The sequence below is a fragment of the Veillonella parvula genome (assembly GCF_036456085.1).
GTDB classification, from domain to species: domain Bacteria; phylum Bacillota; class Negativicutes; order Veillonellales; family Veillonellaceae; genus Veillonella; species Veillonella parvula_E.
Genome location: NZ_CP138632.1, coordinates 595,751 through 618,760, shown reverse-complemented (window position 1 = coordinate 618,760; position 23,010 = coordinate 595,751). Strand labels below are relative to the sequence as shown.

The 23,010-nt window shown below is 36.6% G+C and carries 24 protein-coding genes; all 24 read left to right on the top strand.

Going from position 1 to position 23,010, the window contains the following annotated elements:
- Window positions 1-2: 2 nt before the first annotated feature.
- The 24 genes from def to PK1910_RS02875 all read left to right on the top strand — a co-directional run bounded on the left by def (window position 3) and on the right by PK1910_RS02875 (window position 22,998).
- Entirely contained in the window at window positions 3-491 is a 489-nt protein-coding gene (gene def, locus PK1910_RS02990) for a peptide deformylase (RefSeq protein WP_004695669.1), read from the top strand.
- Window positions 484-1,494, top strand: a complete 1,011-nt coding sequence (gene fmt / locus PK1910_RS02985; RefSeq protein ID WP_004695671.1) for a methionyl-tRNA formyltransferase — start codon at window positions 484-486, stop codon at window positions 1,492-1,494. The genes def and fmt overlap by 8 nt, the downstream gene beginning before the upstream one ends.
- A complete protein-coding gene (locus PK1910_RS02980) occupies window positions 1,478-2,272 on the top strand; it encodes a DUF116 domain-containing protein (protein ID WP_004695673.1) in 795 nt (264 codons plus the stop codon). The genes fmt and PK1910_RS02980 overlap by 17 nt, the downstream gene beginning before the upstream one ends.
- Window positions 2,253-3,608, top strand: coding sequence for a 16S rRNA (cytosine(967)-C(5))-methyltransferase RsmB (gene rsmB, locus PK1910_RS02975; protein ID WP_004695675.1), 1,356 nt, complete (start codon window positions 2,253-2,255; stop codon window positions 3,606-3,608). Before PK1910_RS02980 ends, rsmB begins: the two co-directional genes overlap by 20 nt.
- 18 nt (window positions 3,609-3,626) lie before the next feature.
- Window positions 3,627-4,673 carry a dual-specificity RNA methyltransferase RlmN gene (gene rlmN, locus PK1910_RS02970; protein ID WP_021148108.1) on the top strand — a complete coding sequence of 349 codons (1,047 nt, stop codon included), beginning with the start codon at window positions 3,627-3,629 and terminating at the stop codon, window positions 4,671-4,673.
- Window positions 4,666-5,367 (top strand): Stp1/IreP family PP2C-type Ser/Thr phosphatase, encoded by a 702-nt coding sequence (locus PK1910_RS02965; protein ID WP_004697417.1) that lies wholly within the window; start codon window positions 4,666-4,668, stop codon window positions 5,365-5,367. The genes rlmN and PK1910_RS02965 overlap by 8 nt, the downstream gene beginning before the upstream one ends.
- Before the next feature lie 27 nt (window positions 5,368-5,394).
- Window positions 5,395-7,320 (top strand): Stk1 family PASTA domain-containing Ser/Thr kinase, encoded by a 1,926-nt coding sequence (pknB, locus tag PK1910_RS02960; protein WP_331299609.1) that lies wholly within the window; start codon window positions 5,395-5,397, stop codon window positions 7,318-7,320.
- 8 nt (window positions 7,321-7,328) lie between these two features.
- Window positions 7,329-8,192, top strand: coding sequence for a ribosome small subunit-dependent GTPase A (gene rsgA / locus PK1910_RS02955; protein ID WP_012864314.1), 864 nt, complete (start codon window positions 7,329-7,331; stop codon window positions 8,190-8,192).
- 1 nt (window position 8,193) lies between these two features.
- A complete protein-coding gene (gene rpe, locus PK1910_RS02950; protein WP_008713843.1) occupies window positions 8,194-8,844 on the top strand; it encodes a ribulose-phosphate 3-epimerase in 651 nt (216 codons plus the stop codon).
- Window positions 8,845-9,097: 253 nt separating this feature from the next.
- Complete coding sequence (gene rpsB / locus PK1910_RS02945; protein ID WP_004695687.1) at window positions 9,098-9,850, top strand: 30S ribosomal protein S2; 753 nt, start codon at window positions 9,098-9,100, stop codon at window positions 9,848-9,850.
- A 98-nt stretch (window positions 9,851-9,948) separates the two neighbouring features.
- Window positions 9,949-10,629, top strand: coding sequence for a translation elongation factor Ts (tsf, locus tag PK1910_RS02940; RefSeq protein WP_004695689.1), 681 nt, complete (start codon window positions 9,949-9,951; stop codon window positions 10,627-10,629).
- A gap of 62 nt (window positions 10,630-10,691) precedes the next feature.
- A complete protein-coding gene (pyrH, locus tag PK1910_RS02935; RefSeq protein ID WP_008713845.1) occupies window positions 10,692-11,417 on the top strand; it encodes a UMP kinase in 726 nt (241 codons plus the stop codon).
- A 5-nt stretch (window positions 11,418-11,422) separates the two neighbouring features.
- The gene (frr, locus tag PK1910_RS02930) at window positions 11,423-11,983 is read left to right on the top strand and encodes a ribosome recycling factor (protein ID WP_008713847.1); all 561 of its coding nucleotides are present in this window, start codon (window positions 11,423-11,425) and stop codon (window positions 11,981-11,983) included.
- On the top strand, window positions 11,983-12,234 hold the full coding sequence (locus tag PK1910_RS02925; RefSeq protein ID WP_004697100.1) for a hypothetical protein: 252 nt from the start codon (window positions 11,983-11,985) through the stop codon (window positions 12,232-12,234). Before frr ends, PK1910_RS02925 begins: the two co-directional genes overlap by 1 nt.
- On the top strand, window positions 12,215-12,979 hold the full coding sequence (locus PK1910_RS02920) for an isoprenyl transferase (protein WP_008713849.1): 765 nt from the start codon (window positions 12,215-12,217) through the stop codon (window positions 12,977-12,979). Before PK1910_RS02925 ends, PK1910_RS02920 begins: the two co-directional genes overlap by 20 nt.
- A 3-nt stretch (window positions 12,980-12,982) precedes the next feature.
- Window positions 12,983-13,807 carry a phosphatidate cytidylyltransferase gene (locus tag PK1910_RS02915; RefSeq protein WP_008713850.1) on the top strand — a complete coding sequence of 275 codons (825 nt, stop codon included), beginning with the start codon at window positions 12,983-12,985 and terminating at the stop codon, window positions 13,805-13,807.
- A gap of 18 nt (window positions 13,808-13,825) precedes the next feature.
- Window positions 13,826-14,971 carry a 1-deoxy-D-xylulose-5-phosphate reductoisomerase gene (locus tag PK1910_RS02910; protein ID WP_278617529.1) on the top strand — a complete coding sequence of 382 codons (1,146 nt, stop codon included), beginning with the start codon at window positions 13,826-13,828 and terminating at the stop codon, window positions 14,969-14,971.
- Between the two features lie 8 nt (window positions 14,972-14,979).
- Window positions 14,980-15,996 carry an RIP metalloprotease RseP gene (rseP, locus tag PK1910_RS02905; protein WP_077708387.1) on the top strand — a complete coding sequence of 339 codons (1,017 nt, stop codon included), beginning with the start codon at window positions 14,980-14,982 and terminating at the stop codon, window positions 15,994-15,996.
- 18 nt (window positions 15,997-16,014) lie between these two features.
- Complete coding sequence (gene ispG / locus PK1910_RS02900; RefSeq protein WP_004695704.1) at window positions 16,015-17,100, top strand: flavodoxin-dependent (E)-4-hydroxy-3-methylbut-2-enyl-diphosphate synthase; 1,086 nt, start codon at window positions 16,015-16,017, stop codon at window positions 17,098-17,100.
- Window positions 17,094-18,812: a proline--tRNA ligase gene (locus tag PK1910_RS02895; RefSeq protein ID WP_008600855.1), complete on the top strand. Its 1,719-nt coding sequence runs from the start codon at window positions 17,094-17,096 to the stop codon at window positions 18,810-18,812. The genes ispG and PK1910_RS02895 overlap by 7 nt, the downstream gene beginning before the upstream one ends.
- A 116-nt stretch (window positions 18,813-18,928) precedes the next feature.
- Entirely contained in the window at window positions 18,929-19,756 is an 828-nt protein-coding gene (locus PK1910_RS02890) for a PHP domain-containing protein (protein ID WP_004695708.1), read from the top strand.
- Window positions 19,757-19,771: 15 nt separating this feature from the next.
- Entirely contained in the window at window positions 19,772-20,647 is an 876-nt protein-coding gene (locus tag PK1910_RS02885; RefSeq protein ID WP_004695710.1) for an Asp23/Gls24 family envelope stress response protein, read from the top strand.
- 8 nt (window positions 20,648-20,655) lie between these two features.
- Window positions 20,656-21,969, top strand: a complete 1,314-nt coding sequence (gene miaB / locus PK1910_RS02880) for a tRNA (N6-isopentenyl adenosine(37)-C2)-methylthiotransferase MiaB (RefSeq protein WP_004697437.1) — start codon at window positions 20,656-20,658, stop codon at window positions 21,967-21,969.
- Between the two features lie 228 nt (window positions 21,970-22,197).
- On the top strand, window positions 22,198-22,998 hold the full coding sequence (locus PK1910_RS02875) for a class I SAM-dependent methyltransferase (protein ID WP_004697379.1): 801 nt from the start codon (window positions 22,198-22,200) through the stop codon (window positions 22,996-22,998).
- Window positions 22,999-23,010: the final 12 nt, after the last annotated feature.

Below are 23,010 nucleotides of genomic sequence, written 5' to 3'. Positions count from 1 at the left end.
CAATGGCTGTATTAGATGTTGTGAAAGCAGGTCATCCCGTTTTAAAACAAGTGGCGGAACCTGTAGAACATGTTAATAAAAAACTTAGAGCCCTTATCGATGATATGGCTGAAACTATGTATAAGACTGAAGGGGTTGGTCTTGCAGCACCTCAAGTGGCTGTAGCTAAACGTATTATCGTTGTAGATGACCAATCTGGTAGTGGTCTTATTGCGCTAATTAACCCTGAAATCACTCATGCTGAAGGTTCTCAAGTTGGACCTGAAGGATGCTTAAGTGTGCCAGGATATTTCGGAGATGTGGAACGATTTAATAAAGTCACTGTTAAAGGTATTGATCCACATAATAAGAAGGTAACTATAAAAGCTGAAGGTTTTTTGGCGCGTATTTTCCAACATGAAATTGATCACTTGGAAGGTCATTTGTTTATTGAAAAAGCAACTAACTTACGATTAATTACTGATCATCCAGAGGAGAAAGAAATTGTCTGATAATAAACAATTACGCATCGTTTTTATGGGGACACCAGACTTTTCTGTGCCTACCTTAGAGGCTTTGATTCAAGCTGGTCATTCTATTGTCGGTGTGTATTGCCAGCCTGATAAACAAAAAGGGCGTGGTAAACAAGTTCAAATGCCCCCTGTAAAAGTAGCTGCTTTAGAGCATGACTTGCCTGTATATCAACCAGTCACTTTGCGTGATGAACAAGTGAGAGCCGAATTAGAAGCATTACAACCAGATGTAGTGATTGTTATTGCGTATGGTAAAATATTACCTCCTTGGCTTATTCGATTGCCGCAATATGGTTGTATTAATGTTCATGCCTCTATTTTACCTAGTTATAGAGGCGCTGCGCCAATTCATTATGCAATTCTTAATGGAGACTCTAAAACGGGTGTTACCATAATGCATATGGATGATGGCCTTGATACAGGTGATATCATTGACATTGTGGAGATAGATATTTTACCCGGTGAAACGACAGGACAGTTATTTGAACGTATAGCTGTACTGGGGGGTGAAACTATAGTGCCTGTATTAACTCGTTGGGTTAATGGAGAAATTGTGGCTACACCACAAGATGATTCAATGGCTACACATACTACTAAGATTACAAAGGAAATGGGGCAGATCGACTGGTCTAAGCCGGCTAATGAAATTGCAAATCTCATTAGAGGACTTAATCCAGCACCTGGATGTTATACATATCTCGATGGAAAACGTTTAAAAGTATGGTCTGGAGAAGTGGTTCCCAGTGATACGACTCACTGTTTGATAGATGTCCATGGTAAACATGTACCAATTGCTATATCAGCCACAACTGTGCCTGGTACAATCGTATCTAAAATAGCCGGTTTAGGTGTATTTTGTGGTGATGGAAATATAATTCTATTAACAGAAGTCCAACCAGAAAATAAAAAACGCATTTCTGCAATTGATTTTATAAATGGTCATCAAATAAAGGAAGGTATCGTTTTTGGGGACTCAATATAAGCAGTACGAAACGTATCCGTTATACTTGATTTTATCAACTATTACATGTGCTTTGCTCACAGCAGTACTAGCCTTTCTAATGTATATATTAGAACCAGGACTTTTACAATTGCATCCATTTGCATCAATTATAAGTAGTGTAGTTATATCTATACTTATTGCTATTATATGGATTTTGTGCTTATCTTTAATTGTTGCTAGCACAGGTATTATAAGGTTACATCCTATTGTTTTAAGACTAGCCAATCAGTTTATTTATGGATTATTTCCATTAACTTTGGCGATTGGTAAGGTGAGAGGGGTTACTAAGGATCAACTCCGCCAGTCTATGATTGATTTAATCAATCATTTAGTAATGCTAGATATGTATACGGTAGATCCAGAACGTATATTATTATTAACTCCTCACTGTTTACAAGAAAGTTCGTGTGTTCATAAGGTTACACATGATGTATATAATTGTAAGCAGTGTGGGCGATGCCAGGTTGGTAATTTGTTGCAAGTGGCTAAGGACTATGGTTGTCAATTTATAGTTGTCACTGGAGGCACCTTAGCGCGGATGAAGGTAAAGGAAGCACGCCCAAAAGCTATTGTAGCAATAGCTTGCGAACGAGATTTAGCAAGTGGAATGGCTGATGTATTTCCCATCCCAGTTATTGGGGTATTAAATGAACGTCCTAATGGGCCATGTTGTAATACAACAGTCGATTCTGAACGTGTTCGAGCAGTAGTAGAACAATTGATTGGTAGGAATAGTAATGATAGAGGTAAAGACTAATCAACAACAAAATATTCGATTGCTCGCTGTAAAAGCATTGAGTGAAATTAATCGCAATGGTGCTTATGCAAATATAAAGTTGCAAGAGTATTTACAGAAATATCATCTATCCGATTTAGATCGAAGATTCTTTACTGAACTTGTGTATGGGGTCATTCGTAGAAAAAATTACTTGGATGCTATTATTGTTCACTTTGCAAAGCGACCCTTAAAGAAACTATCTTCTATGGTTGTGGAAATCCTTAGACTTGGTATTTATCAAATTATCTATATGGATAAGGTTCCTGAAAGTGCGGCTGTTAACGAATCTGTTAAACTCGCCAAAAAGCTAACTAGAGGTTTATCTGGTTTTGTAAATGCTGTTTTGCGTTCGGTTTTACGTGAAAGTGATAGCATTTCTATCGGTGAACTAGCTAAGTCCGAAGCTGAAGAAATTTCCTTTATCTACAATCAACCATTATGGCTTGTCAACTTATGGATAAAAGAAATGGGAAAAGATAAGACCGTAGATCTTTGTTCTTGGTTTAATGAACAACCTCGTTTGACGGCTCGCATAAATACAGTGAAAGTATCTATTGAGGATTGTTTAAAAGAATTAGAAGATTTAGATTGGATTGTAGAACAGGATACATATATTCCTGAAGTAGTTTATATTGATGGACATCAAGGTCATTTAGAAAAAGCTAAACCTGTTTTAGAAGGTCATATTACTTTTATGGATAAAGCATCTATGTTAGTAGCCCATGTGGTAGATCCTCAACCAGGAGAGCTTATCTTAGACTGTTGTGCTGCACCAGGTGGCAAGTCTATGCATATGGCAAGTCTTATGAATAATACAGGAGCTATTATGAGTTGTGATATTTACGACCATAAATTAGAACTGATTAATCAAAATGCTGAGCGATTAGGTGTATCTATTATTTCTACTAAGCTTCAAGATGGTCGTTATCTTCCTGATAATTGGAAAGAACAATTTGATCGCGTCTTAGTTGATGCTCCTTGTTCTGGTCTAGGTATATTACAAAAGAAATTAGACATGCGTTGGCGTAAAACAGAGTCTTTACTTATTGAGTTGCCGCCGTTACAACTTGAAATATTAGAAAAAGCTTCTGAAATGGTTAAGGTTAATGGATATTTAGTATATTCCACATGTACTATGAATAGTGGTGAAAATGAAGCTGTTCTAAATAAATTCTTGGCAATTCATAAGAACTTTATCATCGATCCTGTATCATATAAAGGGGCACCACAAGCTATAGATGGTATGATTACAACCTATCCACCGCGAGATCATATGGATGGTTTCTTTATGGCTCGCATGAAACGCTTATCATAATATAAGAAATGGAGCACCATGATAGAATTATTGGGTAAGTCTTTAGAAGAATTACAATCTATCTTTAAGACCCATAATATACAAAAGTTTCGAGCGAAACAGTTAATTGACTATATCTATCATAGATATATTTTTGATTTTGAAGACATGACACAATTTCCGAAAGACTTGCGTCAATGGCTAGGTGATAATTGTGTTATTTCTTTACCTACATTAATTACAGAGTCTATTGCCCCTGATGGAAAGACTCGCAAAATACTTGTAGAGATGTCAGATCAAAGTCGTGTGGAAGCAGTTTTGATGGAGCAACACTATGGGTATTCTGTATGTGTTTCCTCTCAAGTGGGGTGTGCTATGGGATGTGTATTCTGTGCTTCTACACAAGGTGGCTTATACAGAGATTTAACAGTCGCTGAGATTATTGGACAAGTTGTCATATTTGGGGCTCTTACTAAAGAGGAAATACATTCTGTTGTCGTTATGGGCGCAGGGGAGCCGTTACAAAATTATGATAATGTATTACAAGCATTACAACTACTACATGATCCTATGATTTGTAATATTAGTTATCGTAAGATGACGATTTCCACTTGTGGTTGGGTTCCTAATATTTATAAATTAGCTGATGAAGGTTTGCCAATAACCTTAGCACTTTCATTACATGCTACAAATAATGAAGTTCGTCGTAGTATTATGCCCGTTGGGGCACGTTATGAATTGACGGAAGTCTTAGATGCGGTAAAATACTATTATAATACGACACAGCGTCGTGTTACCTTTGAGTATATTCTTATAGATTCTGTAAATGCATCTATGGATGAGGCTCATGCTTTGGGGAAAATCTGTAAAGATTTCCCAAATTGTCATGTTAACTTGATCCCAGTTAATGGCAATGAACATATTGAATTATATAAACCATCTATTACGAATATGAATACATTTAAAGACATCGTCAGTTCCTATGGTGTATCAGTAACGGTACGAAAGGAAATGGGCGATGCAATCCAAGCCGCATGTGGGCAGTTAAAGGCTGCTCATGGTCGGAAAAAGGAGAATCATGAATAATTTTGTTGGTTTAAGTAAAATTGGGCTTGTGCGCCAGCGTAACGAGGACCGTTTCTTCATTGATGGCCATATTTGTGCTGTTACTGATGGCATGGGTGGTTATAGCGGTGGTGAAATTGCAAGTACCTATGCTGTAGATGAAATAAAAGAATATTTGTCCTCCCTTGAAACGATAGGTCAACAAGACTTATGTGATGCTATTATTCACGCTAATCAACGTATTGTAAATCGCGTTGCTTGTGAAGAACGTCTTGCTGGTATGGGTACTACCGCTGTAGTTACAGCTATAAATGGTAATCAACTTTACTGGGCAAGTGTTGGTGATAGTCGTTTGTATGTATATAGAGATGGTCATTTACGACAAATTACTACGGATCATTCTATGGTACAAGAATTATTAACAGCTGGAGAGATTACAAAGGATGAAATGCTAAATCACCCTCAACGGAATTTATTAACTCGCGCAGTTGGTGTTGATGAAATCTTAGAGGTTGATAGTGGCGTAGAATCTATTCTTCCCGGTGATCGTATTTTACTTTGCACTGATGGATTAAGTGGCTATGTATCCGATGATGTAATTGCCTCTGCATTACAATCAACGGATGATGATATGTTGGTTATTGAATCATTGATGGAAGCTGTATATGAAGTCGGAGCAGGAGATAATGTGACCATTGTGGTGGGAACAATCTAATCTAGAAATGGAGAAATAATGAGTACTATGAATATAAAAGGCATACTTCTAGATAACCGCTACCGAATTGTTGATAAAATTGGCGTTGGTGGAATGGCTGATGTATACCTTGGAGAAGATACCTTACTAGGTAGACAAGTAGCAATAAAAGTATTGCATGCTAATTTTGCAAATGATGACGAATTTGTGACTCGATTTAAACGAGAAGCACAAGCGGCAGGTAAATTAAATCATCCAAATATTGTAAATATGTATGATGTAGGTTTTGATCAAAATCTACATTACATTGTCATGGAATATGTAGATGGTGAAACCTTAAAAAAATATATAACTCGTCATGGAAGACTGTCCATAGATGAGGCTGTTAAATTTACTATCGCCATAGCTGAAGGCTTAGAACACGCGCATACAATGGGCATTGTTCATTGTGATATAAAGCCACATAATGTTATTATTACCAATACGGGGCGCGTTAAAGTAACTGACTTTGGTATTGCTCGTGCAATAAATGCAACTAACACAGTTATGTATACGAATTCGATTTTGGGTTCAGCACACTATTTATCACCAGAGCAAGCTAGTGGTAAATCGGTAGACGGCAATACAGATATCTATTCTCTGGGTGTCGTATTGTATGAAATGCTTACAGGTCGTGTACCATTTGAAGGGGAAACGCCAATTGCGGTAGCATTAAAACATGTTCGTGAGAAGGTAGAACCTCCAACACGATATAATCCATCAATTCCTCCGCTTTTAGAAGCTGTTGTTATGAAAGCATTATCTAAAAATCCTGCTGATCGATTTGATTCTATCTCTGATATGATCAGTGATTTGCGATTATCTCAAGGTTTTACGATGGGCAAAACACAACGTCATGAACCATATGACTTTGCTACACAAATGATTCCTGCTGTTGATCCTGAAGCACTTGAAGATCTTAGTACGATTCAAGAAGAACGAAAAGAAGAGGGTAAAAAGAAGAGTATGTTAAGTAATATTGCATCGATTCCACAAAAATACATCGTTCTAGGTGCTGCTGTCATTTTCTTAGTAGCATTTTTAGGTGCTTTCTTAAGCTACGGTAATTTCTGGAGTAATACAACAGTAGATGTACCTAATGTGGTAGGCAAACAAGTTTCTGTAGCAAAAAATATCTTAGAAGATAAACATTTGCGTGTGTCTACAAGTGAAGTCACAAATCCAGATGTGCCAGCTGGTCAAGTTATTTCTCAAACTCCTGGAGCTGGAGAGAAGGTTAAAGAGCAACGAACAATCCATCTTGTGGTTTCTAAAGGTGTAGGCGATATTACGGTGCCAGATTTAACTGATTTAACTGTGGATCAAGCCCGTCAACGACTTAAAGATTTAGGTTTAGTTGTGGGGAAAATAACACAGCAATCTGTAGATGGTAAAAAAGATGGTGTAATCATTGCTCAGAGTCCTTCCGGAGATTCTAAAGTGTCTAAAGGGACAACAATTGATCTCGTTGTAAATAAAGCGAAGGCTAAGAAAGTCAAAGTACCTAATCTTGTTGGTATGACATTAAAAGATGCTCGTGATACATTGAGTAATATTCAACTAGGTGTAAACCAAGTATCTGGATCTGTGGAAGAAAAATCTGTGGTTATAGAGCAAAGCATTAAAGCTGGCGATGAAATTGACGAAGGCTCCACATTAAATCTTACGACTGAGTTCAAAGATGATAAAAAGAAATCTGATAAAAAAGATGGAAACAGTGGTAATAAAACAACTGGTACTATAGATGTTACTGTACCAGCTGGTTCTAAAAATCAAGAACTTAAAATTGTCGTAAAAGATGATGAAGGTTCCGCAGTAATTTATGATGATACCAATAAACCTGGAGATCGTATTGTTCGAAAAGTGTCCGGTGTAGGTAATGTACGTATTGAGGTATACCTCAATGGTGCATTAGTGCAAGAAACTGCATTATAAGAGGTACTATGATTACAGGCATTGTTGTCAAAAATATGAATGGGTACTTTTATGTACAAGATGATACGGGCACCATTCATGAATGTAAGGTTCGTGGCAGACTTAAGAAAGGTCGTTATAGTTTACTTGTGGGTGACCGCGTTACGATTTCGGAGGATGGGTTCGTTGAATCCATCCATGGACGTCATAATTCGATGGTACGTCCAGCAGTAGCTAATATTGACCAAGTTGTATTAGTTGTGGCTGCCCATGAACCAGATATTAATGAGCTATTACTTAATAAAATGCTCGTTATGATTGAACATGCGGATATACCAATCGTGCTATGTATCAATAAATGTGACCTGATGGATTCAGAGACGGAAACTATGGTTGATCTTTATAAATCAATTGGTTATAAGGTTTTGATGACATCCACATATAATATGACAGGCATCGATGATTTACGTCATGTGCTTCAACATAAGGTAACAGCTTTTGCAGGTCCATCTGGTGTTGGTAAGAGTAGTCTTTTAAATGCAGTAGACCCAAAATTCGCCTTCCAGACTGGGGAGGTAAGTGATAAGATTAAACGTGGCAAACACACCACTCGTCACGCTTCTTTATATAGTTTAGATGCAGATTCTTTTATCATGGATACACCTGGATTTAGTGCTATTGAATTTAATGATGTTTCCCTTGAAAGATTGCCTACATTATTCCCAGAATTTGGTGAATATGTTGATACTTGTAAATTTAGTCCTTGCTATCATGAACATGAACCCATTTGTGGGATTAAAGCTGCTCTAGAAGCTGGTCATATTCATCAAGGACGATATGATGCTTATATGTCTATACGTAATGATATAGAAAGTCAACGAAAGAGGTTTTAATATGATAAAAATTGCACCATCTATGCTTTCCGCAAATTTTGCGGTGTTAAGCGAGGAATTAAAATCTATTGAAGCAGCGGGGGCTGATTTATTACATATCGACATCATGGATGGACACTTTGTTCCTAATCTAACCTTTGGTGCTCCCATTGTGAAAGCCATTCGTCCATATACAAAATTACCATTTGATGTGCATTTGATGGTTACTAATCCTGGTGATTATGTAGAAGAATTTGCAAAAATTGGTGTAGAATATTTTACTTTTCATCAAGAAACTGTACCTCATATGCATCGTTTGATTCAACATATCAAGCAGTGTGGGATGAAGGCTGGTGTAGCATTGAATCCTAGTACACCTGTATCTCTACTAGAAGATGTAGCTGCAGATTTAGATATGATTTTAATTATGTCTGTGAATCCAGGATTTGGAGGACAATCTTTTATTAAAAATGCCATAAAAAAAGTTAAACAAGCTAAGATATTGTTAGAAGAAGTAGACAATTCAACGGCAGTCATTGAGGTGGACGGTGGTATTAACGATATTACTTGTGTACCGATTAAAAGAGCGGGGGCTACAGTTTTAGTTGCTGGTTCTGCAGTATTTGGTGCTGAAGATCGTGCAAGTATGATTGAATTCATTCGCAATAATTAAATAAATATTTTCATAATATTCTATAATTCAAATTTGAACATAAGATCGTACATCAATAAGAAAGAGAATGTATTTAAAATAAGGAGTGAGGAATACTTAAAGAATTCCTCACTCCTTGCTTGCTTTTGCCATGATTTTTTGTTAGAATTATTAGGTATGAAAAATATGCACGTCAGTGGACTTCGGTACTGTGCCTAATTTTGGGTGACCCGAAGGATGAAGCGGCGGAGGTTAATTAACAGGAGGTGCCACAATGGCAGTAGTATCAATGAAACAATTATTAGAGGCTGGTGTACACTTTGGTCATCAGACTAGAAGATGGAACCCTAAAATGGCGAAATTCATCTTCACTGAACGCAATGGTATTTATATCATTGATTTGTCTAAAACAGTTAAAAAAGTAGAAGAAGCTTACAATTTCTTGCGTGAAGTTGCTTCCCAAGGCGAAGTAATCTTGTTCGTAGGTACTAAAAAACAAGCTCAAGAAGCTATTAAAGAAGAAGCTATCCGTGCTAACATGTTCTTCGTTAACGAACGTTGGTTGGGCGGTATGTTGACTAATTTCAAAACAATTGAAACTCGTATTAAACGTTTAAAACAATTGGAAGCTATGGCAGAAGACGGTACTTTCGAAGTATTGCCTAAAAAAGAAGTTATCGGTCTTCGTCATGAAATGGATAAATTGGAAAAATACCTTGGCGGTATTAAAGATATGCCTAAAATGCCAGGTGCTCTTTTCGTAGTAGATCCTAAAAAAGAAAAAATCGCTATTGCAGAAGCTAAAAAATTGGGTATTCCTGTAGTTGCAACAGTTGACACTAACTGCGACCCAGACGAAGTTGATTTCCCAATCCCAGCAAATGATGACGCTATTCGCGCTGTTAAATTGTTGGCTGGTAAAATGGCTGACGCTGTTCTTGAAGGTCGTCAAGGCGAATCCTTTGAAGAAGCATTAGATAACATGGTAGCTGATTCCGCAGAAATGGTTCGAGACGGTAAAGCTTAATCGTTGTCGTATTAGCATTTGAAAGATAAATCTATAACATATATAATTGGGGTAAGGACTATATCCTTACCTTAATTAATACTAGGAGGAACAAAATAATGGCAATTACTGCTGCTTTGGTAAAAGAATTGCGCGACATGACTGGCGCAGGTATGATGGACGCTAAAAAAGCATTGGTTGAAACTGACGGTAATATCGATAAAGCGGTTGACCTTCTTCGTGAAAAAGGTTTGGCTGCGGCAGCTAAAAAAGCTGGTCGTATTGCAGCTGAAGGTGTAGTACAATCCTACATTCATGCTGGTGGTCGTATCGGTGTTTTAGTGGAAGTTAACTGTGAAACTGACTTCGTTGCAAAAACTGATGATTTCCAAAATTTAGCACGCGACATCGCAATGCAAATTGCAGCTGTAAATCCTACATACTTGAACCGTGAAGAAGTTCCTACTGAAGTAATTGAACACGAAAAACAAGTATTATTGGAACAAGCTAAAGTAGAAGCTGAAGAAGACGTTAAAGCTGGTCGTAAACCAAAACCTGAAGCTGTTTTAGAAAAAATGGTTGCAGGTCGTATTGAAAAATTCTATAAAGAAAATTGCCTATTAGAACAAGTATTCATTAAAGATGGCGATAAAACTGTTACAGACATCATTAATGAAAGTATTGCAAAAATCGGTGAAAACATCAACGTACGTCGTTTTGTTCGCTATGGTTTAGGTGAAGGCATTGAAAAACGCCAAGATGACTTCGTAGCAGAAGTAATGGCATCTGTTGGTAAATAATTAATAAACAATAAGAGAACACCGTACAGTGTTCTCTTATTTTGCAATAGAGGAGTAAAAATATGGCAAAAAGAAAGTTTCGACGTATTGTTTTAAAGTTGAGTGGTGAAGCATTAGCAGGTGAACAAGGTTTTGGTATTAATCCTGATGTTGTTGAAGAATTTGCAAAAGAAATTGCTGCTTTAGCAAAATCCACTGATTTAGAAATCGCGATTGTTGTTGGTGGCGGTAACCTATGGAGAGGTTTAGCTGGTAGCAATCAAGGTATGGATCGTGCTACTGCTGACTATATGGGGATGCTAGCAACAGTGATGAACTCCTTAGCATTGCAAGATGCATTAGAGCAAGCTGGTGTAGATACACGTGTTCAAACAGCTATTGAAATGCAAGAAATTGCAGAACCTTATATTCGTCGTCGCGCTATTCGTCATTTAGAAAAAAAACGTATCGTTATCTTCGGTGCTGGCCTTGGTAAACCTTACTTCTCTACAGATACAACAGCTGCATTACGGGCCGCTGAAATTGAAGCCGATGCTATTTTAATGGCAAAGAAATTTGCAGATGGCGTATATGATTCTGACCCTAAGACAAATCCTAATGCTGTTAAATTTGATGAATTAACATATAACGAGATTATCACAAAAGAATTAAAAGTAATGGATGCTACATCTACAACTTTATGTAAAGATAACAATATTCCTATTATTGTATTTAGCATGGATATTCCTGGTAATATTACAAAAGCTGCTAAAGGTGAAGAAATAGGGACCATTGTTCGAGGAGAATAATTCATATGGAAATTAAAGAATTGTTACAACAAGCAGAAGACCGCATGAATAAGTCTATTGAGGCTTTAAAACATGAATTCGCATCTATTCGTACAGGCCGTGCTAGTGTAGCACTACTTGATAAAGTAATGGTTGATTACTATGGAAGTCCATCACCCATTAATCAAGTTGCGAATATCTCCGTGCCTGAACCTCGCATGATTGTGATTGCACCTTGGGATAAAACAATGATTGGTGCTATTGAAAAAGCAATTTTACAATCTGATTTAGGTTTGAACCCTGGTAATGATGGTGCACAAATTCGTTTAAGTATTCCTCAATTAACTGAGGAACGTCGTAAAGAAATCGTTAAAGTAGTTCATAAAAAGGCTGAAGATGCAAAAGTTGCAGTGCGCAACATTCGTCGCGATGTAAATGAAGCATTAAAAAAAGAAGAGAAAGCTAAAACGATTACTGAAGATGATGCTAAAGACGGTTTAGATCAAATCCAAAAGCTTACCGATGCTAAAGTTAAGCAAATCGATGAGTTAAAAGTAGTAAAAGAAAAGGACGTATTAGAAGTATAATGTTTGATTCTAATAGCCTTATTGGAATACCATGGCAGCTTGCAAAGTCTCGTTTGCAGGCTGCCCATATTCCTTTTAAGGTAATGATTGGTGGATCCTTTAATCGCTTCTTTGAAATTTCAGATAAAGGATTTTATGTGGCACGTATTACAAAGGTTGATGAGTGCTTACATATACTACTATATAGACCAATGATTGCCAGCGACTTCGGAAATTCTATCGAGGTAGACTATGCTAAAGAAATTATTTAACCGTAAACGTTCTGATACGCCTGTCATTGATCGTAATATAATTCCACAACATGTTGCTATTATTATGGATGGTAATGGACGATGGGCTAAACGCAGAGGCATGCCGCGCTCCATGGGGCATCGTGCTGGTGCAGATGTATTAAAAGAAATTGTTATGGCCGCAGATGAGATCGGAATTAGAGCTCTTACGGTATATGGTTTCTCCACGGAGAACTGGAAACGTCCTGAACAGGAAGTTTCTTTACTTATGTCTCTCATAAAAGAATACTTAAATAATAATGTTAAGTATATGCATGAACATAATGTACGCATTCGATTTATTGGTTTTATTGGAGGGCTTTCAGAAAACCTACAAAAAATCATTCAAGATGCAGAATTATTAACTCAGAATAATACAGGCCTCACATTACAGTTAGCGATTAACTATGGTGGGCGTGATGAAATAGTTAGAACTATCCGCGACATTGTAAAATCCGTTGCGGATGGGGTTATTACAATGGACAAAATTACTGAAGAATATGTAAGTTCTCAATTATTCACTAAAGAGTTTAGTGATGTAGATTTATTAATTCGTCCTAGTAGTGATTTTAGAATTAGTAATTTTTTGTTATGGCAACTAGCGTATGCTGAATTTTGGTTTACCGATTTGCATTGGCCAGATTTTACTAAGGAAACTTTACTTGAAGCTGTGGCGGCATATCAGAAACGAGAACGCCGATTTGGTGGCTTATGTGATGAGGAATAAAAAATGTTAAAAACACGTGTTATTACCGCTGTTATTGGTTTTATTATTGCCTTAGGGGCCATTACATTTGGTGGATTAGTATATGATGTGCTAATTACACTTTTAGCTTTATTAGGGTGGCGTGAGTTTGTATTACTTGGTAAAGCTAAACGTGTTCGGATATCCATTATATGGGGATATATTAGCATTTTATTGCTAATGATTGCTCTTGCATGTCATCAGTATATTATAGCTATAGCTATTTTAGTATTAAGTTTATTTGCCAATTATATGTTGTGTACATTTGGTGAAACTAAGTACTCGATGTCTAGTGTATCCTTTAGTGTATTTGGTTTATTATATATTGGTATGGGTATGACTTCATTACTCTTGATTCGTCATGACTCAATTTACATGGATTTATCAATGCCTTTTGAACTATATAACTGGGGCACTATTACACTTTGGTTATTATTGTTTACTACTTGGGCTAGCGATACCTTTGCATACTTTTCAGGTCGAGCTTTTGGTAAACGTAAAATAGTACCATCCATTAGTCCTAATAAAACACTAGAAGGTTTTATTGGTGGATTTATCGGCTGTATCCTTACAGGTGCAGTATTTTCGTATATCGTTGGCATTCCTTGGTGGATGGGAATCCATGTAGGTATGATTAGCGGTATATTAGCACCATTAGGTGATTTGTTTGAATCAAAGATTAAACGACTATGTAATGTAAAAGATTCTGGTACATTATTACCAGGTCATGGCGGTGTATTGGATCGCTTTGATAGTTTATTATTTGCGGCTCCCATTACATTAGTATATATATTGCTATTTTCGTACTAATTTTATAGAGGTACACTTATGAAATACCTAAGTATTATCGGCAGTACTGGCTCAATCGGTACACAGACGCTTGATGTGGTGTCTCAACATCCAGATCAATTCAAGGTGGTTGCCTTAGTGGCACATCATAATATTGACCTCTTAGAACATCAGATTAAAGAATATAAACCTTTGGTGGCTGGTCTTGTAGATGAAGGTGCTTTTAAAGAATTACAAGCACGCTATACAGGTCCTACAAAATTGATAGGTGGTAAGGAAGCCCTCATTGCAGCAGCTACAATTCAAGAAGCAACAATGATTGTTACTGCTATTGTAGGTGCTGCGGGAATTGAGCCTACAGTGGAAGCTATAAAACAAGGGAAGACTATAGGTCTTGCTAATAAAGAAACTCTTGTTGCTGGAGGTCCATTAATTACGGCTTTAGCTAAAGAACATGGCGTACAAATCCTACCTATCGATAGTGAACATAGTGCTATATTTCAGTGCTTAGAAGGACAGAAACGTGACAATGTTGATTCTTTAATTGTCACTGCTTCTGGTGGACCTTTACGCACATGGGATTCTAGTAAAATTCAAACTGCAACTGCTGCAGATTGTTTGCGACATCCTACCTGGAATATGGGTAATAAAATAACTATAGACTCTGCCTCTTTATTCAATAAAGGCTTAGAGGTAATAGAAGCTCATTGGTTATTTGGTTTTGATTTTGATCATATTGATGTAGTAGTACATCCTCAAAGTATTGTTCATTCTATGATACGTATGAAGGATGGTGCGATATTAGCGCAAATGGGTAATCCAGATATGCGCGAGCCCATTCAATATGCTTTGACGTATCCCAAACGTGAAGTTTTAAGTATGAATCATCTTGATTTTAGTCAAGCACTACAATTGGAGTTTTTACCTCCACGGTATGACGATTTTCCTGCACTTCGACTTGCGTATGAGGTGGGACGTGCTAGTGGATTTAAACCTGCTGTATTTAATGCAGCTAATGAAACGGCAGTATATGCCTTTTTAGAAGATAAAATCGCCTTTGGTGATATTTATAAAGTCGTTACTTTTGTTCTTGAATCTATGGGACCAGAAGATGATTTTACATTAGATAATTTATTATCCATCGATAGATGGGCCCGTGAAAAGGCAACATCGTTGATGTTATAGGAGAATATATGATTACGGCATTAGCCACAATATTTGTATTTGGTTTAATCGTGTTTATTCATGAATTAGGCCATTTTATTACAGCTAAGATGTCAGGTATGCAAGTTGATGAATTTGCTATAGGTTTTGGTCCAGCTATATTTAAAGTACAAAAAGGGGAAACTTTATATTCTATTCGTATAATTCCTCTTGGAGGATTTAATCGTATTGCTGGTATGACACCTGACGAGCCTCTTAATGAGCGCTCCTTTTATAATAAACCTGCGTGGAAAAAATTTATTGTTATTTCTGCAGGGGCTGTATTTAACTTTATATTAGCCATTGTACTTTTCTTTGGCCTAAATGTGACTGTAGGAAATCTTACATATACAAATGAACCTGTAATTGGTAACATTATTGCGGGTAGTTCTGCAGAGCAGGCTCATTTAGAAGCTAACGATAGAATTATTACGATTGATGGTAAAAAAATTAGTACTTGGGATGATATTCGTCCTAGTTTACAAGGCACAGCAAACCATGGTGTAACTGTTGTTGTAGAGCGTGAAGGAAAAACTATAGAGACTACGGTAATACCTAAAATGGAACAAGATAGTCCTAAGATTGGCATCTACCCTAGCTTTACTCGTGAAACTTATAGTATTGGTGAATCTTTGAGCCTTGCTGTTAGTCGGACGGGGCAAACTATTGTTGCTATGGTCAGTGGGATTTATGATATGATTCGTGGCACACAAGCAGCCGAATTATCTGGTCCAGTAGGAATTTCCCAAATGGCAGGTACTATTGCACAATCAGGATTTGCACCACTATTAAGTTTTGCTGCATTCCTTAGTATTAACTTAGGGGTTATTAATCTTTTACCATTACCTGTTTTAGATGGTGGTCACTTGATTATTATCTTGGCGGAAGCTATAACAGGCCGTAGATTACCTGCTAAAGCTCTTATGTATATACAAATGGTTGGGGTTGCCTTAATGGTAGCATTATTCTTATATGTAACAACGCAGGATATTTTCCGTTTACTATAAGACAGATGGGAGATTACAATGATTGTACGTAAACCAACAAATGGTATCTATGTAGGTACAGTTAAAATCGGCGATTATGCACCGGTAAGTATTCAATCTATGATTACTACGGATCCAGTACATACAGAGAAGGCAATTGCAGAAATTAATCATTTAGCAGAGGCTGGTTGTGAACTGGTTCGTGTCGCCGTTCCTACAATGGCATCTGCAAAGGCTTTAAAGGCTGTTAGAGCGGGCATTTCAATTCCTTTGATCGCCGATATTCACTTTGATTATAGATTAGCTTTAGAAGCTATTGAAAATAATGTTGATGGATTGCGCATTAATCCAGGAAATATTGGTGGTGAAGATAAGGTTTTAGCCGTTATTGAAAAGGCAAAACCTAAACAAATCCCAATTCGCATTGGTGTTAATGCAGGCTCTTTACCAAAGCATATTCTCGATGCTCATGGAGGACATCCTACAGCGGATGGTATGGTTGAAACAGCTTTAGAACACGTAAGAATTTTAGAAAAACTCGATTATCGTCAAATGAAATTATCCATTAAAGCCACGGAAGTACCTCTAATGGTGGAAGCATATCGTAAGTTATCTGATAAGATTCCTTATCCGTTACATTTAGGGGTAACAGAAGCTGGTACTATTAAACAAGGCACTATTAAATCTGCTATGGGGATTGGTGCATTATTGCTCGATGGCATTGGTGATACATTACGGGTATCCTTAACTGGAGATCCAATTCACGAAATTGAAGTAGGTAGAAGTATTTTAAGTAGCTTAGGATTAAGAAATTTTGGGGCCACTATGATATCTTGTCCTACATGTGGTCGTTGCCAAGTAAATTTATTTGATATGGCTGGTATTGTAGAAGAACGTCTAGCATCCATAAAAGCGCCTATTAAGGTTGCCGTTATGGGGTGTGTTGTAAATGGTCCGGGGGAAGCGCGTGAGGCCGACTTTGGTATTGCTGGTGGTGATGGTCAAGGTATTATTTTCCGTAAAGGGAAAGTTATTAAGACTGTACCAGAAGCCGAATTAGTAGATACATTGTTTAGAGAAATTGACCAATATTTAGAAAATTTAGATGAGGAGTCTTTATGTTAGCCACTAAATTATATGCACCTACATTGCGTGAGGTTCCATCTGACGCTGATGTAGTAAGCCAACAGCTTATGCTTCGCGCTGGTTTTATGCGTAAAACTGCAAATGGTTTATATAGTTTTTTACCATTAGGTTGGAGAAGTATTAAAAAGATTGAAGCTATTGTACGTGAAGAAATGGATCGTGCTAGTGCTCAAGAAATTATGATGCCAATTTTACAGCCTGCAGAAATTTGGAAAGAGTCTGGCCGTTGGAACGCATATGGCGCAGAAATGATGCGTATCAATGATCGTCATGATAATGAGTTTTGTCTAGGACCAACACATGAAGAGATGATTACAACCCTCGTTAAAAATGAGATTAACTCATATCGTCAATTACCAGTCAACTTATATCAAATTCAAAGTAAATTCCGTGATGAGCGTCGTCCACGTTATGGCTTGATGCGTAGCCGTGAATTCATTATGAAAGATGCTTATTCTTTTGATGTAGATGAAGCGGGTTTAGATGAATCCTATAAATCTATGTACGATGCATATACACGTATTTTTACACGTTGTGGTCTTACATTCCGCCCAGTAGAGGCTGATAGTGGTGCAATCGGTGGTAGTGGTACGCATGAGTTCATGGCCATTGCCGAAGCTGGTGAAGCTGATATCGTATATTGTACTAAGTGTGATTATGCAGCTAACATTGAAATCGGCAAGCCTGGTATCATGAAGCAAGACGAAGAAGTTCTTCATGAGTTATCTGTTGTGGATACACCAAATGCAAGTTCTATTGAAGCTGTGGCAGACATGTTAAATTTACCATTACATAAAACTATCAAAGCGGTAGTATTTTCTATTGATGGTAAAGTGGTATTAGCCATTGTTCGTGGTGACCATGAAGTAAATGAAGTCGCTGTACAACATGCCGTTCTTGGTGCTGTAGAGCCTGAGATGGCCACCCCTGAAGAATTGGAAAAAGTAGGTTTAATAGCTGGTTTCATCAGTCCTATTGGTTTAAAACAAACAGAAGAATTTGCTATTGTTGTTGATGAATCTGTTATGGAAACTTACAATGTTTGTGGTGGTGCTAATAAAAAAGATGCTCACTACGTTAATATCAATCCAAAACGGGACTTTAATGTAGAAGATATTATTGTTGCTCCAATTCGTTTAATCACGAAGGACGATGTGTGTCCTAAATGTGGTGGTGCTTTAGAACATGCTAAAGGCATCGAAGTGGGTCAAGTATTTAAATTGGGTACAAAGTATTCTGAAGCATTACAAGCTACATTCTTAGATCAAAATGGTCGTCCTAATCCAATGATTATGGGTTGCTATGGTATCGGTGTATCTCGTACACTAGCTGCTGCTATTGAGCAATATCACGATGAAAATGGTATTATTTGGCCACGTTCTATCGCTCCATTTGAAGCAGTTATTGTTCCAATTAATGCAAAAGACGAAGCATTAATGTCTACTAGTCAAACTATTTATACTGCATTACAAAATGCTGGTGTAGATGTATTGTTAGATGATCGTAAAGATCGTGCAGGTGTTAAGTTCAAAGATGCTGATTTGATTGGTTATCCACTTCGCATTACAGTAAGTAAAAATACTCTTGAGAATAACGAAGTAGAAATTCAAATCCGTAAGTCTGGAGAAGCTCTTCCATGTGCTATTGATTCTGTATCTGATAAAGTAACAGAATTGCTTCAAAACTTATAATAGAATTGCGATTCTAGTGAATGTTCATTAGGGTCGCAATTTTTCTTTCTAAACTTGAATTAATAGATTAAATAAGTCATAATTAAATGATAGAATATTTGGAATGGAGGTGCTATATGCTTGTAGATTTTCATATGCATTCCATCTTTTCAGATGGTGTTGAAACACCTAAAGATCTATTGCAACATGCCATAGACTGTAATGTATCTATGATGGCTTTAACCGATCATGATGAAATAGACGGCATTCAAGCATTGCGTGCTGCTCAAAAGAAGTTAGATCCTAATGAATCTATTAAAATCGTAAATGGCTGTGAATTTAGTGCTGATTATAAAGATAAGTCAATTCATATTTTAGGATATTGTTTTGATGAAAATAATAAAGATTTAATCGATTTTATTACGTTTTTTAAAGGAAAACGTGAAGAACGTATCGATGAAATTATCCGTCGTTGTAATAATGAAGGATATTATATTACAAAAGAAGAGCTCATTAAACAATTTCCTGATACTAAAGCTTATGGTCGCCCACATATTGGTAAACTTTTAATTGATGGTGGTTATGCCAAGGATATTAATGATGTATTTAAAGGTATTCTTCGAAAAGATAGTCCTTGCTATGTTCCTAAGGTAAAAGTAGAGGTTCCTTATATTATTGATATTATACATAAAGCTGGAGGACTTGCTGTTATGGCTCATCCTAAATTGGTTACTAGTGATGAATATGTGTTGGAAATGTTAAATTATGATTTTGATGGTATGGAGGTATATCACTCAAAGCATAATGATGATGATGTGGAGCGATATAAAGAATTCGCTAAAAAGCATAAGCTATTTATTACTGGTGGTTCTGATTACCATGGTATTGTAGGCAAGAAACCTGATAGATTTGGTGATTACTTAGTATCTGGTAAGGATGTATCAGAATTTATTAGTTTGTTATAAATGACGAGGTAGGCTATGGAAGTCGTTGCTTTTGTAGGTAGTAGTGGCACAGGTAAAAGTCATCGTGCCCTCGTAGTTGCTCATGAAAATAAAATTGAATGTATCATCGATGATGGTATTTTGATTCATGATAATAAAATTGTAGCTGGCTTTTCTGCAAAAAAAGAGTCTAGTCGTTTAAAAGCTGTTCGTCGTGCTATTTTTCAAGACGAAGTACAAGTTAAATCCGTACGAGAACAATTAGATAAGATTAAACCTAATAAGCTTATGATTATCGGCACTTCTGATAATATGGTTAAGAAGATTACTAAAGCTTTAGGCTTACAAGAACCTGATCGATATATTCGTATAGAAGATGTTGCAACACCTAAGGAAATTGAAAAGGCACAACATGCACGTCTTAAAGAGGGTAAACATATAATTCCTGTGCCGACTATGGAATTAAAGCCACACTTTAGGGGGTATTTGATTGATCCAATCAAAACCATGTGGCGCCGCAGGACTTTGAAAAAACAAGATCAAGATACCTTAGGTCAAATTGGTTCTGAAGGATTTGAACGTTCTGTTGTACGGCCTGCTTTTAGCTATTATGGTCGACTCACTTTTGACGATGAAGTAATTATTAAATTGATTAGAAATGGGTTAAAAAAAGTAGCTGGTGTCGATGAGACCAGTATAATTTCTTTTAAAAAAAGCGACAAAGGTCAAAACGGTCTTGTTGTTGATATGGCTGTAGTTATTGAACATGGATATCCTGTTAAACCGTTGATGCAACAGGTACAAAAATCTGTTCGCAATGAAATTGAATATATTACCGGCATGTCTATTGAACGCATGTCCATTAAAGTTAAGAATATTATTGAAACAAAACGTAAGATTGTTAAAGTGTAGGAGTTAGAATGAAGTCTTATTATATTTACACCTATGGTTGTCAAATGAATACCGCCGACTCTGAGCGATTATCGCATCAGCTGGAATCTGTTGGGTATATACCAACAGAGAATGTTGAAACTGCAGATTTAATTCTGCTAAATACTTGTGCAGTGCGTGAAAATGCAGAAACTAAAGTTTATGGGCGTATAGGTGAGCTAAAAAGACTAAAACGTAATAATAAAAACTTGATTATCGCCGTCACAGGATGTATGGCTCAAAAAAATCAAGCAGAAATGTTTAAACGAGCTCCTCATATTGATATTGTATTGGGTACTCATAATATTCAACATATTAACGAGATGATTGAAGAAGTACAACATGGACATACGCATCAAATCAGCGTAGATATGGATAACTCTGTATTGCCTGAATTAGAGGCAAAACCAAATGGCTCTTTTTATGCATGGGTACCTATTATGAATGGCTGTAATAAATTTTGCACCTATTGTATTGTTCCCCATGTACGTGGTAGAGAGATTAGCCGTCCTGTAGAGGCCATTGTTAAAGAGGTTACAGACCTAGGGGTTAAAGGATTTAAAGAGATCACTTTATTGGGGCAAAATGTAAACTCTTATGGCCTAGATTTTAAAGATGGTACAGATTTTGGTACATTAATTGATGCTCTTGATGGTATTCCTGGTATAGAACGTATTCGCTATATGACAAGTCATCCTCAAGATATGAGTAAGTCTATGATTGATGCTCTTGGTAGGTCATCCAATATTGTGACGCATTTACATTTACCTATTCAATCTGGTTCCAATCGTATTTTAAAGAAAATGAATCGTCATTACACGGTAGAGCATTATAAAGAATTACTTTCTTATTGCCGTGAAAAAATAAAAGATGTGGTGGTGACTACGGATATTATTGTAGGTTTCCCAGGAGAAACTGAGGAAGATTTTCAAGCTACATTACAATTATTAAAAGATGTGCGCTATGACATGGCGTATACGTTTATCTACTCTAAGCGATCTGGAACGCCAGCAGCAACTATGGATGATCAAATTCCAGAAGAGATTAAGCGCGTTCGCTTACAAACATTGATGGATGTACAAAATGAAATCTCTTATGAATTAAATAAACCTATGGAAGGACAAGTATTTGATATTATTGTAGAGGGACCAAGTCCTCGTGATGAAGACATGTGGTTCGGTCGTACATCTGGTAATAAAATGGTTTTATTCCCTAAGGATGACTCCCTATCAATTGGTCAAACTGTACCAGCTCATATCGATAAAGCTCAAACATGGGTTTGTTATGGTAGTATTGTAAAATAAACTATTAGAATCAAAAAGAACTCGTCACTATTATGTTAACTCTAAGGTTAGAATTTTTATCTAAAATTAGTTTGCTAAACATGTGGTGGCGATGTTCTTTTTTACCATAGATGCTGATTAGAAATCATATGTGTTATAATAATAAAATAATATAAAAGTTGTATATTGAAGACATTGATAGGTATGAACACCATTTACATTTTGTATTTTTACAAAGAAGGTGTAACTATGAAACTTGATTTAAACGCTGTAGGCGAAACGGCATTATTGACACTATATGCAAGAGCGAAAGATTATGAGTCAGATCAATCTGTATTAAAGGATCAGAAATCCTGGGATATTTTAAAGCATATTGATTATGATTTTGATCAATTTAAAGATGTTAAGATGTCTTATTATGGAATTTTAGGACGAGCAAAAGTAATCGATGAAGAGATACGAAACTTTATATCTCTATATCCAGATTGTATCGTCGTATCATTAGGTGCCGGTTTAGATACTATGTTTTATCGAGTCGACAACGGTTATATTGATTGGTATAATATCGATTTTGCCGGAGTGATTGAAGCACGTACACAATTTTTTGAGCCTCATGAACGAGTCCATAATTTAGTGAGTTCTATAACTGATGAATTGTGGACTAAAAATATTGAGATAAATGGACGAAAACTACTGCTTGTTAGTGAAGGTGTAGTTATGTATCTTACATTGGATGAAATGAAGCAGTTTTTAGGCTTGCTGACTGATTCTTTTGAAGAGTTTACGTTATATCTTGATATGATTTCTCCATATGTGGCGAAACGCACTAAACAACATGATATGCTTAGTAAAATGAATGTTTCTTTTCAGTGGGGAACTAAGGACGGTCATGAAATTGTAGTTATGAATCCTAAGCTTAAACAGACTGGATTGATTAATTTTACAGGAAGTATGTTGTCCTTAGCACCTATTGTTTATAAATTATTATACCCGTTTATATATTTGTTTAATAATCGTATGGGAATATACGAATATAAGCGGAATCTGTGATATGACTCATAA

What these genes read in the sequence shown, in the direction of transcription:
- rlmN (WP_021148108.1), top strand. Translation starts at nt 3,627, where the DNA reads ATGATAGAATTATTGGGTAAGTCTTTAGAAGAATTACAATCTATCTTT.
- rsgA (WP_012864314.1), top strand. Translation starts at nt 7,329, where the DNA reads ATGATTACAGGCATTGTTGTCAAAAATATGAATGGGTACTTTTATGTA.
- PK1910_RS02890 (WP_004695708.1), top strand. Translation starts at nt 18,929, where the DNA reads ATGCTTGTAGATTTTCATATGCATTCCATCTTTTCAGATGGTGTTGAA.
- miaB (WP_004697437.1), top strand. Translation starts at nt 20,656, where the DNA reads ATGAAGTCTTATTATATTTACACCTATGGTTGTCAAATGAATACCGCC.
- def (WP_004695669.1), top strand. Translation starts at nt 3, where the DNA reads ATGGCTGTATTAGATGTTGTGAAAGCAGGTCATCCCGTTTTAAAACAA.
- rseP (WP_077708387.1), top strand. Translation starts at nt 14,980, where the DNA reads ATGATTACGGCATTAGCCACAATATTTGTATTTGGTTTAATCGTGTTT.
- PK1910_RS02965 (WP_004697417.1), top strand. Translation starts at nt 4,666, where the DNA reads ATGAATAATTTTGTTGGTTTAAGTAAAATTGGGCTTGTGCGCCAGCGT.
- PK1910_RS02910 (WP_278617529.1), top strand. Translation starts at nt 13,826, where the DNA reads ATGAAATACCTAAGTATTATCGGCAGTACTGGCTCAATCGGTACACAG.
- pyrH (WP_008713845.1), top strand. Translation starts at nt 10,692, where the DNA reads ATGGCAAAAAGAAAGTTTCGACGTATTGTTTTAAAGTTGAGTGGTGAA.
- frr (WP_008713847.1), top strand. Translation starts at nt 11,423, where the DNA reads ATGGAAATTAAAGAATTGTTACAACAAGCAGAAGACCGCATGAATAAG.
- PK1910_RS02920 (WP_008713849.1), top strand. Translation starts at nt 12,215, where the DNA reads ATGCTAAAGAAATTATTTAACCGTAAACGTTCTGATACGCCTGTCATT.
- rpe (WP_008713843.1), top strand. Translation starts at nt 8,194, where the DNA reads ATGATAAAAATTGCACCATCTATGCTTTCCGCAAATTTTGCGGTGTTA.
- PK1910_RS02885 (WP_004695710.1), top strand. Translation starts at nt 19,772, where the DNA reads ATGGAAGTCGTTGCTTTTGTAGGTAGTAGTGGCACAGGTAAAAGTCAT.
- PK1910_RS02915 (WP_008713850.1), top strand. Translation starts at nt 12,983, where the DNA reads ATGTTAAAAACACGTGTTATTACCGCTGTTATTGGTTTTATTATTGCC.
- rpsB (WP_004695687.1), top strand. Translation starts at nt 9,098, where the DNA reads ATGGCAGTAGTATCAATGAAACAATTATTAGAGGCTGGTGTACACTTT.
- PK1910_RS02895 (WP_008600855.1), top strand. Translation starts at nt 17,094, where the DNA reads ATGTTAGCCACTAAATTATATGCACCTACATTGCGTGAGGTTCCATCT.
- pknB (WP_331299609.1), top strand. Translation starts at nt 5,395, where the DNA reads ATGAATATAAAAGGCATACTTCTAGATAACCGCTACCGAATTGTTGAT.
- PK1910_RS02875 (WP_004697379.1), top strand. Translation starts at nt 22,198, where the DNA reads ATGAAACTTGATTTAAACGCTGTAGGCGAAACGGCATTATTGACACTA.
- tsf (WP_004695689.1), top strand. Translation starts at nt 9,949, where the DNA reads ATGGCAATTACTGCTGCTTTGGTAAAAGAATTGCGCGACATGACTGGC.
- rsmB (WP_004695675.1), top strand. Translation starts at nt 2,253, where the DNA reads ATGATAGAGGTAAAGACTAATCAACAACAAAATATTCGATTGCTCGCT.
- ispG (WP_004695704.1), top strand. Translation starts at nt 16,015, where the DNA reads ATGATTGTACGTAAACCAACAAATGGTATCTATGTAGGTACAGTTAAA.
- PK1910_RS02925 (WP_004697100.1), top strand. Translation starts at nt 11,983, where the DNA reads ATGTTTGATTCTAATAGCCTTATTGGAATACCATGGCAGCTTGCAAAG.